Source organism: Ruegeria sp. CL3 (genome assembly GCF_056536505.1).
The window spans coordinates 39,918-58,453 of sequence record NZ_JBQFPT010000016.1 but is presented as its reverse complement, the minus strand read 5'-3'; the positions used below and the strand labels follow the sequence as shown (position 1 = coordinate 58,453).

Genomic DNA, 18,536 nt, shown 5'->3' with positions numbered 1-18,536 from the left:
GCTATGCACAGGTTCTTCCTATTATCGGTATCAACATTCATTGCTACAACGGTGAGCCTGATTACTTTGCCCGCGCTCCCAACCTTTGCCCAAAACAACAGTGCATTTGAGCAGTCCTTGTCTCGCGTACTGGCTAATCCGGCAGATCCTGAAGCTTCTTTCCGCTTCGCGCAGATAGCCTCACAAGAAGGCAGGTTCGACGACGCAATCGCTGCTCTGGAGCGAGTACTGATCCTTTTCCCTCAACTGGCTAATATTAAGCTTGAGCTCGGTGTTTTATATTTGAGAGTGGGTCAAAACCGATTGGCAGAAAGCTTTATCACAGATGCACTGAACTCTCCAAGCGTTCCGCCAGATGTTAGACAACGAGCACAAGAACTTTTGGCCACAGCGAATGATCGGAACGACCCGCTAATTTTTAGTGGCATAGCGTCTTTCGGTTTCTCCTATGACTCAAATGCCAATGCCGGTCCAGAATCTGGCGTCGTTCCCGAGGATGAAGGTGAGGATTCTGCTTCAGCATTCTTTCGCCTCGGTGGCGAACTGACTTATGATCTAGGATTTCAGGCTGGCCACAGGCTGGTTGGGCAAGCAGAGTATTTTGGCCGTAGGTATGACAAAACCAGTGACATTAACCTGGATAGGTTCAGCGCCGGGCTTGGAATGTTGTTCAATCTGCAACCGACAAGCGAATTGCCCACAACGTTGCGTCTTACATTTGATGCGGTGAAATTCGATCGCGACGGCGAAAGCTACTTAGATGAATATGGCCCGACTGCGACGTTATCCTTTGCCTACAATGCAAGCCATTTTGGGCAGGCTCTGGTGAATTGGCGCAGACAAGACTTTAAAAATACGTCGACCAATCGAGTCAATGATCTTCGTGACGGAGAGCAACTAATCTTGGGATACTCTGGACGTTACGTTTTGTCCCAAACACAGTCTATCAGATACGGCGCCTTTTATTCTCGCAAAACCGCTGAGATAGATTCTGAGGCGTATGATCTTTTTGGAGTTTCGCTGGGCTACACGATTCTCGGTCCTGCACCATTTAATTTAAGTAAGCGGCCGTGGATATATTCAATTGATGGCCGTTACGCATGGCGTAACTATGACAACTGTCTGCCTCAGGTATGCGATGCACTCGGAGTCGAAGAAACGGATAACTACAGAGTTGTACTAAGTGCTCGCGTACCATTGGAGAATCGCTTTGAAGTGATTGGAGAAATTGGCACAAATGGCGCTGTTTCAACTTATGAATTTAGAGAGTTTGACAACAACTTTGTAGCCGTAACTTTGAACCGGCGCTTCTAATCAATAGGCGCTTGTAAAGCACCGCGTTGGAACGCTGAATCACTTAAACCTTGATTTATTTATGGAATAAGACTTATCATCTCTTTGAATTTGATCACAGATTTGTTGTGGCACCGTAGATAGACGCGTGTTGCCAGCTAATTCCTGTCTGCTCATCCACAGGGAGAATTGAATAACCTTAAACTTGATTTTGTGGGGGACATATAATGCGTGGTTCAATGGTGACGCGCTCCGTTTCGGCGGTGGCGCTTTTGGTTTCTTTGGGTATTTCAAACCCAACAAGCGCGCAACAGCAAGGCGAAGTAAGACATATTGTTAGCTCGTGTTTTTCCGCATGCGATTTATCAACGGGTAGCAATGAAACAGTTGAAGTCCTTTTACCCGATGGGACTTCAGTAATTTTCTCTCCGGGAAGTAAAGGTCGCGTCTCGCGAGACGCAGACGGAAAAGTTATTATCGATATCGAACAGGGGCTTTTCCGTGTGGCTGGTGGCACGCGAAACGACTCTCTGCCAATTCTAATAAGTACGCCCCACTCAGAGATGCGGCTTTCGGATGGCTCAGCCATTATCGCTGTTGCAGCGGAGGCCACGCGCACCCACCTGTTGCACGGTCAAGAGCTTATCGTGGCGGGCGCTGGTCGCACACAGCGGCTTTATCGGCCAGGATTTCAGATTTTTGCGTCAAGCACACGCGCCTCTTCACCGCGACGGATGCAAACATCCGAAGTAATTGCCGACCTGCAAGGACTCAGCACCGGTTTGACTACCGGCCTGCGGCCGCGTGTGACTTCCGGTCGAGTTGCACCACAAGTCGGCTCACAATCATCAGTCCCGCAGCTCGCGTCGTTGGATACTGAAGAGGATGGATCGGAATTGGGTGAAAGAACGGATCAGTTGGTTCGTAGCGATCTTGATGACATCGAGCCGAATTTCGGAGAAGGAAATGGCGGTAGTAACGATGATGGAGTTGTCACGCCAGTCAGCTTTGGTGACCCGGGCGCCGGCATTCCTGGAGGTTTACCCTCTGCAACTATCGGAGACGGTTTGTCCGTCGTTCCAAGCAATACTGAGTCAAATACGCAGTTTAATCGAGAGTACACATTTATCCAGAACGTACCCGACCTTGCGAATGGGCAAGGTACATTCGAGCCTATTGGCTCATCTACAAATTCAGTGATCAGTTCACCTGCTGGACTTGCTACCGGCTCATGGCTAATCGCGTCGAGCCAAGACACAAGCGGAAACTTGAATTTTCCTGGACGCTTTAGGTCCGTAAATGGCGCCGATAAGCTTACCTGGTTCTATAGTGCGCCCAATCAATACGACACTTGGGGCTACCGAGCCTTCGATTATGAGCTTGTGGGTAACGGGGGCATATCTGGAGATCTTTTTTTTGGTGGTTTGGGTGCTAGGCCTAGAGACACCGAATGGACTACCACTGTAGAAAATATTGACTACTTGGATCCTGTCGCTGGAAGCACTAGAAGGTTTCTTTTCTTTGATACGAGTTCGATACGTGTTGATAACGGCAGCACTATCACTCGGGACTTTCCCGGCGTTGGTTCTAGGGAGGTATTGGTTTACCGAGAATACACTGGAAGAACCGGGCTCCCAACGCCTGATGGTGTCGTTTTGGATCGATACAATCTTGAAGTTGACTTCGATCAGGACGATCCAGCAGAGGCCGGTTTCATAGACTTTCGCGACGGGGGGGTTTCAATTTCGATAGGAGCGGTCGGTACAGGTACTGCGTCAACAGATGGGTCATTAGAATCGACGTCTTCGATATTTACGATACTAAATAACAATCGCGGCGGCGGGAATTTCCTGCTAACGGAAGTAACACCAGCGATATCTTTCGATTTCGACTTGAATTCCATATGCTCTCAGTCCTCTCTCTGCGAATTTGGCAGTGGCCGAACCCGCGAAGAAGCTGTTGCAGACGTTGAACGGAATATTCGAGTTTGGCTCGAACGAGTCGCTGAAGCTGAAGGCGGTGAGGTTATTTTTAAAGGCTTGGAAACTAGTCTTTTTGTTGACTTTGACGAAAGCAATCCACGTCCCCCTAACAGTATAGCGTCCCTCGGTGGGGACCCAATTGTAATTCCCTCTGCAATTATCACGCTAGAAGACGCGCCTTACAGAATTACTCTTGCCCATGGGGACTTGGGATCTCCGGATTTTACGGACTACTTGGCGTCGAGAGACATTGATCTGAGTTATCCAAGAACAACGAATCGTTTCTTCGTTGCCGGGGACGTAGATGGCCTTCGTTCAGTTACTGAGGTACTTGGACCAGGAAAAGCTCCAGTCACACGCACATTTCTTAGAGAAGAAACATGGACCGATCTTGGGCCCGTCACACCCGATCAGCTAAGTGATAGCGGGGTCATAGTAATCGAAGCCAATGGGCCGCGACTGGGTGACGACAAAATCTCGCATCCGATCCTTCATGCTGACATAGGACTGGAGAACATTGCTGAGGGCCAAGTCTCAACTGTTTCCGCCACAATTGGACAACTGGACCATAACATTCGACCAAACACACAAGGAAGCGTTGTGGAGGGTAACATTGTAGCCTACACGGTTGGCACGTCTAGGGCCGGATCTTCCACTTTGGTAGCGAACGGTGAGTCGAGAAGCTCTGCAGTCGGCGGAGGAAACCTAAACCTTGACGGAACGGCTCGCCCTGTCGGTTACTTCGTGCTCGAGAACTCTGGGACTATCATCAACCAGGTCACAGCCGAAAACGACCCTAGCAATCTGAACCAGCGCTTTGAGCTTCCTGGTGGCACAGAAACAGCATTGAACGGTGATACAAACACTTTTGGTCTACAAAGAATTGGTGTCGCCTATTCGCGAACTAGAAACTTGCCCGGGCCGCCGCCAAGCAATTTTGTTTTGAGCGATCGAACAATCGGGTTCGCAACAGCAATGTATGAAACACTATCCTCCGACGGACAAACAGTGGAAAGAACCCGTTTCAAGCTGCCGTATGATGGTGTGGCGCCCCTCGCGGTTTCCACTTCCAACATGCAATTCGGTGCTCCCAGTGAAACGGCTTTCACGTTCCCATTGGTGATCGACGGGCCAGAAGGCCCAATCGAGTTCAATTCATCGGCGTACGTGAGCGGATTGGAATTTGGTGCGACGACTTTCGACCTAGGAGAAACAGATAACAATGACACCAACTTGGCCTTGATCTCTGGCGAAGTTGGTATTGGATCTGCCGAAGGCAATTCCAACATTGCTGAGGCCTTGGATAACAAGTTTCAGACAACTACCAATGTGAATATCCCGGCACCTCAGTCATCGGTTCACACCCAATGGGGCTTTTTTATGGGTGACCAGAGTTTGGCTGGCGGAACGGCGCACATTCATGCTGGTGCATTCGCAGCAGGTGATCGTATCGACATGTCGAACTTAACGATGGCCAAGACGACCGCGATGTATGAAGGACATGCAGTCGGAACGGTTGTCGACGATGGTGCCTCACGCTTGGTCGTGGGAACTTACACCGACAATTTCAATTTCCGCAATAACCAAGGTAGCTTTGAGATGGACTTCGACCAAAGGCTCTACTCCGGGGATACAACTTCATTCAATGCTGGCGCTGGTGGTCTTCTATATGGAGGAATTGGAGTCGACGTAGCCGGTACGCATTCTGCCACGGTTTCTGGCGAATTCGTTCACAATTCCATGAGTCCAATCGATAGTGACGGCTTGGTTCCAGGCGGCCTAATCGGCTCATTTGATATCACCAATGGGGGTGGTTACGAGGCGACAGGTTCATTTGGTGCAGTCATGACAGGAAGCAATTGAACGGATTAGTCAAGCGGCAGGCTAGCGATACATTCAAATATATAGTTTAGCCTGTCTTGGTCTAAATCGCCTTTCGCAGGTCTCTAGTGGCTCAGACAAGCGGATGGTCAGTGTTTTTTTGCCTACGCAGTTTTTCGCAAGCAGACCCCTCGCTTTTTACGGGTGGGCGGGTCAACCCCACGAGACATCGTAAGTGTGTGCGGTGAAAACAGTAAGTGCGTCGGCCCAAAACAGCAGATGATCGCAATCGCTTACCACTAACTTTCCCCATAGCTCTCTATCACACCGTATCGTTGGCCGGTTTCACAGTATCTATAGTTTTCTCAAGTCTATTTCGATTTTGAGTCACCCTGTTTTACCAATTTCTGTAGTTCTTTGTCGGCGCGGACTAGGTCATTGATGATCTTGCGCAGTTCTTCGGCCTTTCGCGATCTGTCTCCGTGTTTCCAAGTCGGATGACTTGGACCGGCAACGTGCCCACCTTTGGCACCATGCATTCGGCAGACACTCCAACCTCTAACAGCTGGAGCACAACAACGCTGACCTGTGGACTTGGCCGTCGCAGTGCATCTGGGCGCATCTCTGAGCCTTTTGGCGGGGTCCATGAGGTTGTCGTCACTTTTTGCCATCTACCCGCCCCCCGTTTTGGATATTGCCTACGATGGCCTGACCACCTTCTTTGACCTCGACGCGTTCGACGCGGACAGTCTGATCTGCCTTGGAGCGATACCGTTTCAGGGTTTCAACCTGGCTCGTGAAGGTCCGTGCAAGTTTGTTGAGCGCCCGTTCCGCAGAATCTTGCTGCGGGAGAGTTTTCACGTGGTTCAGGCGGCGCGCCATCATCATCGTGGCCTGATGGATCGCGCCCATCTGGATCGCAAGCATGGCTTCGATCTCGTCTTGGGGCCTGACCCCGGCAACAACGGACATCACAAAGTTCGATGCGGTCTCGGAGACAGAGCTGTCCTGTTGTCCGAGTATGGCTACTTGATCCATGACCCCTTCGAAGAACCGATAATCAACGGTGCCGAGCTCATGCATCGCCAAGGCACAAGCCGCTTTTGGGTCTTTTCCCTTGTGCCCAAGTGTGAGCCTGCGTGCGTCTTCATCGAAGTCTAACTTGATATCCGGCGCCCTGACGCGTGATCTCTTCCGTTCTCTCAGATCGGCAACCACATTGGTCTCCGCTTCGGTAAGCTCGGAGTCCTTTTTCTGCAGATCGTTGCCTTTGTCTTTTTGTGCTTTGCTCATGTCCGCCTCGCGTAACAGGGAGTGGTTAGTATTAGTGTTCCGTTTCAGAACCGAAGGACCGACGAGAAACCGGCCTGACGGGTTCTAATTTGGAACCATGGGAGGTCCTTGGGTTCTCAAACGGAACCACAGAGGATGCTGACGGGTCCGTCTCAGAACCGCGGTTTGTTTTTTTGGGCTGCCAGAACCGCCAATCATTGGTGGCGGCTTTCTTGCCAGACCGGGTCTGGGTCGCCTTGGTCGTCAACCGCCACTCGTGAGCCCGGCGATGGTACCAATCACCTTCCTGCTCGAGCACGAGGAAGCCTTTGTTCTGTAGATCTTTGAAGGCACGCTGAACCGTGGCCTTGCCCAACCCCAAATTTTCTGCCGCCTCGTTCATCGACAGAAACAATTTGCCGTTGTTGCCGCCGTTGAAGCGGGTGTGAATCTCCAGCCAGAGCTTCACTGCTGGTCCGGATAAGGCCCGCCACGCCGGAGATTTGATCATGGCGTAGGGCAGAGGGATGTATTGCCCCTCATCTGATCGTTTGCCCGCAGGAAACCTCCGCCTACTCATCGCGACACCTCCGTGGGAAATGCTCGTGCAAACTATCCAGTTCGGGTATGTCACAGTTGATATGCGCCCGGACGAGCCGGGTTAGGCCGAATTTGGTCACACAGTACCCGAGCGTGTCCCACGCCGCTCCCCCGGCTGGAAATTGGGGTCTCTGGCGTTGAAACAGCCATTGGACGCCGTCCCGACATACGGCGATGCGGTAGACACCATGGCGCAAGAGTTCGCCGCTGTAGTTCTCAGCAGTTTCGCGATGATCAGTTCGTGGAAGCGGGCCTGTGTCTGGCCCACTGTCGTGTCTGGCATTGATCGACTTGGATAAGGACATATCAGCCATGCTTGATCCGTCCTTTCCGTACAATCACCCGTTCAACCGAATGGCTCAAAGGCGACCAGTAGTACCGGCGCTCGTTTTGTCTTGTCGGCGCGGGGCATCCTGTGGCATCAACCGGACTTGCTAGGGTGGCAGTTGATGTCACTGGAAAAGCCCCATCTCCGCGCTTGGAGTTGGGGTTTTTCATTATGCAGCCTCGTTGTTGGGATCGGTGCGCCGCGCTTCCAGCCAGGAGTTCAGATCAGCACCGTGATAGGCGATCCGCCGACCGATGCGGATAAAGGCCGGACCACACATGCGGTGGCGCCATTGAGCCAGCTTTTCGCGATTTCCCAGCAATTGCATTTCAGGGTCTTCTGGGAAATAGACCCGGTCGTCATTGAAGACGTTTGCCATCGTTGAAATCCTCTTGGATCAGTTGCGATGGCATTAACTTGCCCTTCCGGCAGGCCCACTAATAGCTGCCGAACTTTGAAAAACTTGCAACGAGTTAACACTGCAGTTTGCTGTGAAAGCTTTTTGAAATTGTAAATTTTTACAAAATTACAATAATTTAAACCTGACCACCACTGCCAGAACCGTATCACTCAGAACGGAATCTCGGAACCGTCGTCTTCGTTGCCTTGGATCGCACTATCAAAATTATCCACGGCTTCGGGGAATTCGGTTTCATCCTCTATGTAGGTTGGCGTGGCCCCTCCCTTGGTATTCCAATTCGCTACAGTTGAGATTTCGTCCACCGCCTTTTTCGGAACCAAACCGGTTTCATCGCCAAGTCCGAATTGCACACCGTTTGCTTGCACCCACATCGCAAGGCTTTCTTTAACGCTTTTATTTTTCTGTTGTTTCAAAACAGCCTGCCAAGCTGCCACAGCACAGGCCAGTTTAGGTGAGTACCTGGGTCCGGTTTTGTCGTCCAAGCCCCCTGTAGAAGAGTTTGGAAAGAAGAAACGCGGTCGAATGCCTCGACCATTGAGCCAGCGTTTTAGGTCGTCTACCTCGACAGTTGTCTGCTCCCAATTCGGCTCTTTGAAAACCCACAACTCATCGGCGCCCCTGGCCACCTGAATTGGCCCACCTATATGCAGGCGGCCTTCGCCCGATTGACAACTTACCAAATGATCGAATTCAACTCGCTCTTCTTGATATGGGTCCAGTTCTAGTTTGACAGTATGATAGACCGGCTCTCCCATTATGCTTAAATCTGGCGAGTAGTTTTTAACTCCACGGGCCGGGTAGCTAATTTTCGCGCGAAGACGGTTTCCTAAAATCGCGGCTCTCAGAGCCTTTAGTACAGGCTTCAAATCATCGTAGTCTTGGCGCTGTTTGGTCTTTGGCACGCCATGCTCATCATAGATTCTGACGTTGTCCTCTTGATCCCATAGCTCGACATGCTGAGATGGGTTTTCACCAATTATTAGTATGGCAGCGTCAACTACTGACAATTCGTCACACAGTTTCCAGTAGAACAGTGGATCTTCGTTGTTGCTAACCATCAAATCCTCCAACAAATGAATTCCATTCGGCAAGAAGAGAGCGCCGACGCTCCAACAAATCTGACCGTGCATACGCCCGCTCCACATCGGACCCAACCTGATGGGCCAAAGCCGCCTCCGCCAGTTCGCGCGGCGCGTTCGCCGCCTCTGCCGCCCAATCCCGAAACGAACTGCGGAAGCCATGCACGGTAACGCCATCCTGCCGCATCCGGCGCAGCAGCATCAGCATGGACATGTTCGACAAAGGCTGGTGCCGCCTTTGCCCCTCAAACACATAATCCGAGGCCAGCGCGCGCAGGGGCTCCAGAATGGCCAGCATTTCGTCGGTGAGAGGCACACGATGGACCTGTCCGCCCTTCATGCGCTCCGCCGGGATGGTCCACAGACGCGCATCGACGTCGACCTCGGGCCATTTCATCTCCAGCACCTCTGAGGTTCGGCAGGCGGTCAGAATAGTGAACTGCAACGCCTTGGCGGCCATGGCCGAGCGTGTCTGCAACTCGGCATAGAACGCGGGCACCTCCTGCCACGGCATCGCGTCATGGTGCTGGACCTTGGCTTTGACGGTGGGCAGCACCTTGCCTTCGCGGATCGCGGTCACCGGGTTCTCGCCCGAGCGGAAGCCCTTGGACTTTGCCACGTCGAGCACTGTCTTGATCCGTTGCGACAGTCGCTTTGCGGTTTCATGTTTCTCGGTCCAGATCGGGGACAGGCACATCAACACTTCGGGCTGATCAATGCTGTCGACTGGCATGCGTCCGATCTTTGGGAACGCATAGTCGCGCAAGGTGTTGAGCCATTGCTGCCCATGCTTGGCATTCCTCCATGTTGGCAGGCGGTCGATGTGGACCTGTCGGCTGAGCTCCTCGAAAGTTGGGATTTCGCGCTGGGCATTGAAACGAGGGTTCAGCCCTGACTTTGCCATTCGTCGATACTCGAGAGCTCTTTCGCGGGCTTGATTCAGAGTGACAACATCAGCGCCACCCAACCCGAAATCCGTGCGCAGCGGAGCGCCCTTGCGGTTCTTTTGTCCTTTGACCGTTACTCGCACAATCCAGCGCCGCGCACCCGATGGATCAACAACAAGGTACAGGCCAGAACCGTCGCCATGCCGACCCGGACCGAGATTCTCTACCAGCTTCTTTGTCAGCTTCCCGCTGAGCGCAGCCATGAAAATACCACAAAATATACCACTCAATGAAAGTATACGGGTATGATCGGATAAAATCCAACGAAACCAGCCAACGCGACCACAGCCATAAAACACAGAGGTTTAAGCAACCTAGTGTATCTCATTGAGGTTTGAGAAAATCACCAAATGGCGGACCGAGGAGGATTCGAACCCCCGACCCCTTGATTCGTAGTCAAGTACTCTATCCAGCTGAGCTATCGGTCCGCGTTGGTGAAGCGGTGTTTAGACCCGGTGCGGGAGACGTGCAAGCCGATTCTGCAAAAAATCTTCAAAAAGTTAGATCGCCGCGTGGGAGGCTTATTTCAAAGGTTGTACCGGTGGGTCCGGTCTCTTTCAGCACAAGATCTCCACCATGTCCGCGCACCAGTTCCTGTGAAATCGCAAGCCCGAGGCCCGAGCCGCCCTTGCGCACGCCACCTTGGAATGGCGTGAACAGATTCTCGCGGGCTTTGGGCGGCAGGCCGGGGCCGGTATCGCGGATTTCGATGCACCAGCTGGCCTCCATGGCGCAGCCGGTGACAGTGACGCGCCCGGGTTTGCCTGAGGAGACCAGAGCCTGCCGGGCATTGCGCACAAGGTTCATGATCACGCGGAAGAGCTGCTCTGGGTCTGCGCGCACGACCAGATCGTCGGGCACCTCGTTCACGATTTCGACGCAGGCATCGGCAACGGCCAACTGCTCGCTGGCGGCAACATCTTCGGCGATGTCGCGGACGCGCACCATGGTCAGGGTCGGCGCAGGCTCTTCCGCCCGACCGAAGGCAAGGGTGCTTTCACACAGCGAAACCGCGCGAGTGATCGAGTTGACCAGCTTGGGTGCCATGCGGCGGACCAAGGGGTCATCGCTGGCTTCGATCCGGTCGGTGAACAGTTGCGCTGACGTCAGAATATTGCGCAGATCATGGCTGACTTTGGCCACCGCACCACCCAGTTGCGCCAGGCGCTCACGCTGTTTTAGCGCCTGCGTCAGGTCGGTCTGCAACATCTTCAAGGCCTCCTCCGCCTCACGCAGTTCGGTAACCTTGGAGTTGGGAGTGATAATGCCCCGCGCATCCTCGGGCGCGCTGGCATAGCGTTGCATATAGCCGACAACGCTTTTGATCGGACGCACCAGCACGACGCGCACCGCAAGAAACAGGAAGAAGGCCGTGATGATCGAAATAACGAAGGACAGCCCCAGAATGCGCAGCCCGTAGTCGACCATCGCCATGCGCAAAGGCATGCTATCAATAGTGACCTCGATCAGCAGACCGGCCCCTTTGACCGGCTCACCGATCACGCGGATGACCTCATTCTCGGTGGTGAAAATACGGGTCATCGCATCGCGGATCAGGATCCACGGGCCCGCATCGCGCAGGTCATAGGTGTTGGTGATCCGCTCCGGGATGGGTGAAGACAGCATCAGCTGCCGCACCTCATCGCGCCGCAGGACGACGTTATAGACACCCGCATTTGCCAGTAGCTCGGCCTCGAGATCGTCAGCGAGCATATCATCGGCCAGCAGCGCCAAAGACGCAATCTGCGCGCGTTCCAGCCGGTTCAGCAGGAAGTCTTCTCGGAAACGCGCGATGGACGGCACAAAGATCAGGACTTCGGCCAACATCACGAAGACCGTCGTCAGGATCAGAAATCGGCCGGACAGCGAGTTCAATTGGCGCTCCTCTTCCGGTCAGGGGATCCAGCGTTGCACGAACCTGACCACGCGTTTAACCGTCTGATTCTCAAACAGCCTTGGCGAGAAATAAGCCCCCGCCACACGTTTGTTAAGCTCTCCGATCGTCGGATAGGGCGAAACCATCGCGGCGATCTGCCCCATCTTGAGGTTATTGGCCAGCGCAAGGGACCACAAGTTAATCAGCTCTCCGGCCTGATGACCGACGATTGTCGCGCCCACGGGGCGACCCTTCACGACCATGACCTTGATGAACCCTTTTGTCTTACGCTCGGAAATGGCACGGTCATTGTGGTGGTAGTCGAACCGGGCGACCCCCATCGCGTCGCCATGCTGTTCACGGGCCTGCGCTTCGGTCAGACCGACCTGAGCCAGTTCTGGGTCCGTATAGGTAGCCCAAGGGATGTGAGCTGTCTTGGCCTTTGACGGCAAGCCAAACAGGGCCGAGCGGATGATGATACCCGCATGATACCCCGCCACATGGGTGAATTGCAGACCTCCAGCCACATCGCCGATGGCATAGACCTTGCGGTTGGTCGTGCGCAGGGCATCATCCACCTTGATCCCAGTGCGCGTGCGGTCGATCCCGGCGGCCTCAAGGTTCAAACGTTCGACATTTGCCTTGCGTCCGGCCGCCATCAGAAGGTGGGTACCGGCAAAGATGTCTCCGTTCTGGGTGACGACTTCAATCGCGCCAGCCGAGCCTCGGATTTGCGCGACCATGGCTTCCTCCTGAATATCGACCCCTTCGGCCCGCAGGGTCTCGAGAACAAGGGCAGCGGCCTCGGAGTCATCCTTGCCCAGCGCCTTTGCGCCTTCGATCACGGTGACCTTGCAGCCCAGCCGAATATGGGCCTGCGCCATCTCCATCCCGATGGGGCCGCCGCCGATAATCAACAGGTGGTCGGGCTTGTCCTTCAGATCAAAGATGGTTTCATTCGTGTAGAACGGCACCGAGTCCAGCCCCGGGATCGGCGGCACAAGCGGCGAAGACCCGGTGGCGATGACAACCCGCCGGGCAGTGATCACGTTCTCACCGGCCTGCACCTGTGTCGCAGACAGGAAGGTGCCAAATTCGCGGATCACCTTGACACCCAAGCCCTCGAACCGCTCCTGACTGTCCATCGGCTCGATCTGAGCGATGACACCATGCACGTGATCCTTGGCGGCGGCATAGTCCACCTGCGGCACAACATCGGCCACGCCAAACGGCGCTGAATGGGCCTGCCCATAAGCCATCTTGCCACTGGCGATCAGGGCCTTAGAAGGGACACAGCCGAAATTCAGGCAATCCCCGCCCATCTTGTGGCCTTCCAGCAGGATCACCTCGGCCCCCATCTGCGCCGCCCCTGCCGCAACCGACAAACCGCCCGACCCGGCGCCGATGACCAGGATATCTGTTTTCAGCTCTTTCATGGAATTCAGGCGTCCTTTTTACCGCGCAGGGCTTTGATCAGAATGGGCAGAGCGGCCAATACGCACAAGCCTATGATCGGACCGATAACAAAGGGTTCCCAAAGCAGCGAAACATCGGGCGTTTCGCCGCGATCAAAGACACCGCCTAGGCCGACGCCGATCCAGGTGTAGACAATCCCGCCCGGAATGATGCCCAGCGCCGTCGTGAACAGGAAGTTGCGGAACTTCACGCCCACCAGAGCCGGGACCAGATTGGCCACAAAGAACGGAACCACGGGCACAAGACGCAGCAGGAACAGGACCGAGATTTCATTCTCGCGCAGGCCGTCCTTGAGTTTCTTGATGGTCCCTTCCGAGGATTCCAGCCGCGCCGTCAACGACTCACCCAAGCCCCAGCGCGCGGCCAGAAAGATGGCGGATGCGCCGATGGTGGCTGCGAACACGTTGAACGCGGTGCCTGCGAACAGGCCGAACAGGAAACCACCGGTCATCGAGGCGACAGCGGCCCCGGGCAGTGAAAACGCCACGATCACGATATAGATCCCAACAAAAGCTGCGGCCATAGCCCAGTAATACTCATCCCGCCAGGCCAACAAGGCCTCACGATTGTCGCGCAGGGTTTCAAAACTCAGGTAGTCCCCAAGGGTGAAGAACCCCACCGCGGCAACGGTCAGGATCACAAGCAATGGAATATGGCGCGCAAACCCGCTGCGCGGTGCTTGGGTCGTTTCGCTCATCTGGCTGTCCGGCTTTGGTTGTTTCATTCTGACCCCAACATGCGCTTCCCTGTGGTCCTGCAACAGGCCCCTCACGCGGCCTTGAACTCTACGGTAGGGAATGTGAGGGTTCGGGGCGCAAAAAACGGGATTCTGAAATCTTTTGACCGGCCAGCTTACAGAATTGTTGCAAAAGGCGCGAAAACCCGTGCCTTGGGGTTTGACTTACCCCCCGCTTGGCAGTAGAGGACGGGCTTCGAACACTCGGGCCAGGCGAATCCGCGCCGCACCCACCGCTATAGATTGGAGACGGAGCGATGAAACGCACCTATCAGCCTTCGAACCTGGTTCGCAAACGCCGCCACGGTTTCCGCGCGCGCATGGCCACCAAAGCCGGCCGCAAAATCCTGAACGCGCGCCGTGCACGCGGCCGCAAATCGCTGAGCGCGTAAACCGCCTCACCGATCAGGTTATGAACATGACGCCGCCGGAGGCCCCTGAGGATGGTATCAACCAACCGAGGGTCAAGCCCCCGGCGGCGTCCGTTTGCGCGCCCAAACCTCTGACCGTTCTCAAGAATCGTTCTGAATTCCTGAAAGCGGCAAGGGCGCGTCGACAAGGCACATCCTCGATGATGGTGCAGGCCCGCAAGCGTACGCCGGATGAAGGCACGGGCATTCGCGTCGGGTTTACGTGCTCCAAAAAGGTCGGCAATGCGGTGGCCCGCAACCGCGCCAAGCGCCGCCTACGCGAAGCAGCCCGCGCCGTATTGCCCATACAGGGACATGAGGGCTGGGACTATGTCCTGATCGGCCGCGCCGAGGTCACCGCCGGGCGGGCGTTTGACGCCATGCTCACCGATCTGCGCTATGCGCTGCACAAAATCCACTCCCCTCGCAAATGACACTGCTGGCGCGCATATTCGCCCTACCCGTGCGCGCATACCGGTTGGTTTTCAGTCCGTGGGTCGGATTCAATTGTCGCTACCAGCCGACATGCTCGGCCTATGCGCTGGAAGCGCTAGAGAAACACGGCGCGATCAAGGGCGCGTGGCTGGCCGCCCGAAGAATCGGACGCTGCCACCCATTGGGTGGTACGGGTTATGACCCCGTGCCCGAGAAATCAGACACCGATTAGACCAGCGCCAGATTCCCTCGGTCCGTGAACCTTCGGGTCGGGATAACCTCACGATCCAACTTACCAAGCAGAGTGTGGTGCAAATCTTCATAGAACCGGGGCGAGTCGAAATACCAGCTGTGGCTGGCGGATGGCCCATCCGGGTAATCCGCGCGATTGTCATTGAAGAACTTGCCGCAATACAGGTTAACCGCCTTTTCAGGATGATCCGAAGGCATACCCACACGCCCCAACCTACGCGAAACGCCCACGCGCTTGACCTCAGAGATCGATAGAACCTCATCAAACGGACTGTAGTAACAGGTCAGCCTCGTACACCGTCGCATCAGGGATGAGGTCTTGGCGCTACCCTCACGGAAAGACTTGGCCGAGACATCCGCCGCGACAAAGGCGATCTGACTGGTGGTCCAGCTGTGCTGTGCGATCTCATGGTCGTCATCGGCGTAGTCCATAGCCTCACGCACCAGAAAGGTTCCCATGGAATGCGCCAGAACGTGAACATTGTGGGGGCAATCAGGAGTCTGCATTTTGGACAGACGTCTGATCCCGTTATTGAACAGCTTATCCGCCGAGCGCCGCGCATCGGCCCTGTCCGAGCTGTAGCCCAAGACGGATCCATCGCTTGGCCAGTCAAAGCTGACGATCACACCTTTGAACCCATGGGCCTCAAGCCCTTTGCGGATTTTGCGGTGGCGTTCCAACATCTCGAACTGCTCGGTGTTGAAGCCATGCACGAAAAAGACGATGTGGCCCTTTTCATGATCCGTCGCCCCGGCGGCCTGCTGCACCTTGTCCAGCCAGTCCGAGATTCGGATTTCATATTTGCGCGCCGGCGTCTTTACGTTGGACGGTATCGCCAGATAGCGCGCCTTGCCCAGTTTGTTTGAATAGGTATTGCCGCTGCGTCCACGGACAGTAAAGAAATAGTCCATTTTAAACTCCGTCGATAAATCCGCGGAGCATAGCACAGGCGGCGGCGTCCCCCAAAAAACTGGCCCGGGCTCACGACACCTTGCCCGTACGCATCCTGCGCTGTAATCACGGCCCATGTTTGATGAAGCCGACGATATCCATCCTCTGTTTGCGGGCGCGCCCTCGACGACCGAGTTCAAGAAGCTGCGCAAACGCATCGTGCGCCAGACCCGTGAGGCGATCGAGCAGTACGGGATGATCGCCCCCTCCGCCCATGACAAGGACGGTAAGCCGCCACGCTGGCTGGTCTGCCTGTCGGGTGGCAAGGACAGCTACACCCTGCTTGCCGTTCTCTATGAGCTGAAATGGCGCGGGTTGCTGCCGGTCGATTTGCTGGCCTGCAATCTGGATCAGGGGCAACCCGGCTTTCCCGCCACCGTCCTGCCCGAGTTTCTGGAGCGGATGGGCGTTCCCCACCGGATTGAGTATCAGGACACCTATTCCGTTGTGATGGACAAGGTTCCCCAAGGCCGGACGTATTGCGCCCTGTGTTCGCGCCTGCGCCGGGGCAACCTGTATCGCATCGCGCGGGAAGAGGGCTGCTCGGCCGTGGTGCTGGGCCATCACCGCGATGACATTCTGGAAACCTTCTTCATGAACCTGTTCCACGGCGGGCGTCTGGCAACCATGCCGCCCAAACTGGTTAATGAGGAAGGCGACCTGTTTGTGTTCCGCCCATTAGCCCATGTGGCCGAGGCCGATTGCGAGAAATTCGCCAAGGCGATGAATTACCCGATCATTCCCTGCGATCTATGTGGCAGTCAGGATGGGTTGCAGCGCCAGCAGGTCAAACAGATTCTCGATCAGTGGGAAAAGAACAGCCCCGGTCGCCGTCAGGTCATGTTCCGCGCCCTGACCAACGCCCGCCCTTCCCATTTGCTGGACCCGAAATTGTTCGACTTTTCAGGGCTTTCCCTGGATTTCAGCAAAAAAGGCGAAAATTCTGCTGAAATTCCGCAGTTGCGTTAACGTCTAACTCAGACTGGTCTCCTACCATTCACCTTGAGCGCTCGATGCCCAAGGCCTGGAATAGCTATGCGGAAACTTCCTGATTTTGACCGTTTTCTCCGTCCTGTGACCTCTGCCCTTAGCGGGCCATCTGCGCTGGCCTTTCTGCCAGCGCTCAGCCTTGGGGCTTTTTGGCTGGGCGGCGAACGCGTGCTTGTCAGTGTGACGCTTGGGGTACCGTTGATGTTCGCGGTGGCAGGGAGTGTGGACAGTCAGGCGAAAACGCATGCAGCGCAGGCAATCGGGGGTGTGCTGCTAAGTGATCAGTTCAATCTGGCCCTGTCAGAAAAGCTTGAAATCGCGCACCAGCAAGAGGCTGGTACAGCCTGCATCGCCATTGCAATCGACGGCTTTCCCGAGGTTGTGGATATTCACGGCCAGGCCGCCGCCGATCACATCCACCAGCAGTTCTCTAGCCGGGTTCTTTCGATGATCCGCGACGATGACATTGCGATGTTGGTCGGGGACGATGGTTTGATGATCGGGCTGCATCCGTCGCAACAGTTGGATCTCGAGGCTTGTATTCAGATGTCAGGGCGCATCCAGTCTGCGGTAGAAGAGCCGATCATGCTCAATGGAATCGGCCTCTACCTGACCTGTTCGATTGGGTTCAGCATGAGCAAAACAATTGCCGGCGATACGGTCTCGGACTGGAAAGCCGCCAGTGCCGATGCGCTGACCGAGGCACAGCGCAGTGGGCCCTCGACGATTCGGGCCTATTCCTCCGAGACCCGGCGCAGGTCACTGGTCCGAAGCAATCTGCGCAAGGAGTTCGAGGCGGCACTGGATCATGGCGATATCCGCCCGTGGTTCCAACCACAGGTATCCACGGATACCGGCCGCGTTACGGGTTTTGAGGCGCTGGCCCGGTGGGAACATCCGCAGAAAGGTGTACTGAGCCCTCAAGTCTTCCTGCCCTTCGCCGAACAAGCCGATTTGATGGAGCGTTTGGGTCAGGCCGTCCGGAACCACGCCTTCACCGCCATGCGGTCCTGGGACAGGGCGGGCGTTATTGTGCCACGTATGGGCGTCAACTTCTCCTCGGATGAGCTGCGCGGACCTAGTTTGATCGACCGCCTCGAATGGGAGCTTGATCAATTCGACCTGACCCCCGACAGGCTGACCGTCGAAGTGTTAGAGACCGTCTTTTCCCGCCGCCCCGACGACGTGATCACCCGCAATGTCACCGGCCTTGCGGCTTTGGGGTGTTGTATTGATTTGGATGATTTCGGCACCGGCCATGCCTCAATCGCGTCGATCAAGCGGTTCAACGTCACGCGGATCAAGATCGACCGCTCATTCGTTGCCAAATCCGATCAAGACCCCAGTCAGCAACAGATGGCCAGCGCCATCCTGACCATGGCAGAACGTTTGAACCTCGAGACGCTGGCGGAAGGGGTCGAGACACCAGGGGAACATGCCATAATGGCCCAGCTTGGATGTGATCACGTGCAGGGCTTTGGTATTGGCAAGCCAATGCCGTTCGAAAAGACATTGGACTGGATGGCCGCGCACAACGGCAGGATGAACGGGGTTCCGAAAATCGGACGCCAAACCGGCTGAATTCCGTGAAAGAGTGGCCTGGAATGCCACGGCGCGACGAATTTACGGCCGATTCCGCTTGACCTTTGGGCCTGCACTCTATTGA

Annotated in this window: 17 protein-coding genes and 1 tRNA gene; 8 read left to right on the top strand and 10 right to left on the bottom strand. The window is 55.3% G+C overall.

Annotation, left to right across the window (positions count from 1 at the left end):
• Positions 1–51: 51 nt before the first annotated feature.
• Both ACR0NO_RS20285 and ACR0NO_RS20280 read left to right on the top strand, forming a co-directional pair.
• Positions 52–1,314: a tetratricopeptide repeat protein gene (locus tag ACR0NO_RS20285; protein WP_480725317.1), complete on the top strand. Its 1,263-nt coding sequence runs from the start codon at positions 52–54 to the stop codon at positions 1,312–1,314.
• A gap of 206 nt (positions 1,315–1,520) precedes the next feature.
• Complete coding sequence (locus ACR0NO_RS20280; RefSeq protein WP_480725316.1) at positions 1,521–5,138, top strand: FecR family protein; 3,618 nt, start codon at positions 1,521–1,523, stop codon at positions 5,136–5,138.
• Between the two features lie 615 nt (positions 5,139–5,753).
• Here ACR0NO_RS20280 and ACR0NO_RS20275 read toward each other — a convergent pair.
• Entirely contained in the window at positions 5,754–6,389 is a 636-nt protein-coding gene (locus ACR0NO_RS20275; RefSeq protein WP_480725314.1) for a hypothetical protein, read from the bottom strand.
• A gap of 31 nt (positions 6,390–6,420) precedes the next feature.
• Positions 6,421–6,879, bottom strand: a complete 459-nt coding sequence (locus ACR0NO_RS20270) for a helix-turn-helix domain-containing protein (RefSeq protein ID WP_480725313.1) — start codon at positions 6,877–6,879, stop codon at positions 6,421–6,423.
• A gap of 226 nt (positions 6,880–7,105) precedes the next feature.
• Between ACR0NO_RS20270 and ACR0NO_RS20265 the strand changes: the two genes are divergently transcribed.
• The gene (locus tag ACR0NO_RS20265; protein ID WP_480725312.1) at positions 7,106–7,267 is read left to right on the top strand and encodes a hypothetical protein; all 162 of its coding nucleotides are present in this window, start codon (positions 7,106–7,108) and stop codon (positions 7,265–7,267) included.
• Positions 7,268–7,465: 198 nt separating this feature from the next.
• Here the strand turns inward: ACR0NO_RS20265 and ACR0NO_RS20260 are convergent, their stop codons facing one another.
• From ACR0NO_RS20260 to ACR0NO_RS20230, 7 genes are all read right to left on the bottom strand, one after another.
• Positions 7,466–7,675 carry a MerR family transcriptional regulator gene (locus tag ACR0NO_RS20260; protein ID WP_480725310.1) on the bottom strand — a complete coding sequence of 70 codons (210 nt, stop codon included), beginning with the start codon at positions 7,673–7,675 and terminating at the stop codon, positions 7,466–7,468.
• A gap of 191 nt (positions 7,676–7,866) precedes the next feature.
• Entirely contained in the window at positions 7,867–8,775 is a 909-nt protein-coding gene (locus tag ACR0NO_RS20255; protein ID WP_480725308.1) for a hypothetical protein, read from the bottom strand.
• The gene (locus ACR0NO_RS20250) at positions 8,768–9,946 is read right to left on the bottom strand and encodes a tyrosine-type recombinase/integrase (protein WP_480725306.1); all 1,179 of its coding nucleotides are present in this window, start codon (positions 9,944–9,946) and stop codon (positions 8,768–8,770) included. Before ACR0NO_RS20250 ends, ACR0NO_RS20255 begins: the two co-directional genes overlap by 8 nt.
• A 148-nt stretch (positions 9,947–10,094) precedes the next feature.
• Positions 10,095–10,171 (bottom strand) — tRNA-Arg (locus ACR0NO_RS20245).
• A gap of 64 nt (positions 10,172–10,235) precedes the next feature.
• Entirely contained in the window at positions 10,236–11,618 is a 1,383-nt protein-coding gene (locus ACR0NO_RS20240) for an ATP-binding protein (protein ID WP_480725304.1), read from the bottom strand.
• 18 nt (positions 11,619–11,636) lie between these two features.
• Entirely contained in the window at positions 11,637–13,055 is a 1,419-nt protein-coding gene (locus tag ACR0NO_RS20235; RefSeq protein ID WP_480725303.1) for a dihydrolipoyl dehydrogenase family protein, read from the bottom strand.
• A gap of 5 nt (positions 13,056–13,060) precedes the next feature.
• Complete coding sequence (locus ACR0NO_RS20230; protein ID WP_480725302.1) at positions 13,061–13,819, bottom strand: TVP38/TMEM64 family protein; 759 nt, start codon at positions 13,817–13,819, stop codon at positions 13,061–13,063.
• Between the two features lie 269 nt (positions 13,820–14,088).
• Here ACR0NO_RS20230 and rpmH point away from each other — a divergent pair, with 269 nt between their 5' ends.
• From rpmH to yidD, 3 genes are read left to right on the top strand one after another with little or no spacing between them, the layout of a single operon-like run.
• Entirely contained in the window at positions 14,089–14,223 is a 135-nt protein-coding gene (rpmH, locus tag ACR0NO_RS20225) for a 50S ribosomal protein L34 (RefSeq protein WP_005980833.1), read from the top strand.
• A gap of 26 nt (positions 14,224–14,249) precedes the next feature.
• Complete coding sequence (rnpA, locus tag ACR0NO_RS20220; RefSeq protein ID WP_480725300.1) at positions 14,250–14,675, top strand: ribonuclease P protein component; 426 nt, start codon at positions 14,250–14,252, stop codon at positions 14,673–14,675.
• Positions 14,672–14,908: a membrane protein insertion efficiency factor YidD gene (gene yidD / locus ACR0NO_RS20215; protein ID WP_170482350.1), complete on the top strand. Its 237-nt coding sequence runs from the start codon at positions 14,672–14,674 to the stop codon at positions 14,906–14,908. Before rnpA ends, yidD begins: the two co-directional genes overlap by 4 nt.
• On the opposite strand, the gene ACR0NO_RS20210 is transcribed toward yidD, so the two are convergent.
• Complete coding sequence (locus tag ACR0NO_RS20210; protein ID WP_480725298.1) at positions 14,905–15,840, bottom strand: alpha/beta fold hydrolase; 936 nt, start codon at positions 15,838–15,840, stop codon at positions 14,905–14,907. The genes yidD and ACR0NO_RS20210 overlap by 4 nt on opposite strands.
• A gap of 115 nt (positions 15,841–15,955) precedes the next feature.
• On the opposite strand from ACR0NO_RS20210, the gene ttcA reads away from it, so the two are divergent.
• Positions 15,956–16,849: a tRNA 2-thiocytidine(32) synthetase TtcA gene (ttcA, locus tag ACR0NO_RS20205; protein ID WP_480725296.1), complete on the top strand. Its 894-nt coding sequence runs from the start codon at positions 15,956–15,958 to the stop codon at positions 16,847–16,849.
• Positions 16,850–16,915: 66 nt separating this feature from the next.
• Entirely contained in the window at positions 16,916–18,451 is a 1,536-nt protein-coding gene (locus ACR0NO_RS20200; RefSeq protein WP_480725295.1) for a putative bifunctional diguanylate cyclase/phosphodiesterase, read from the top strand.
• Positions 18,452–18,536: the final 85 nt, after the last annotated feature.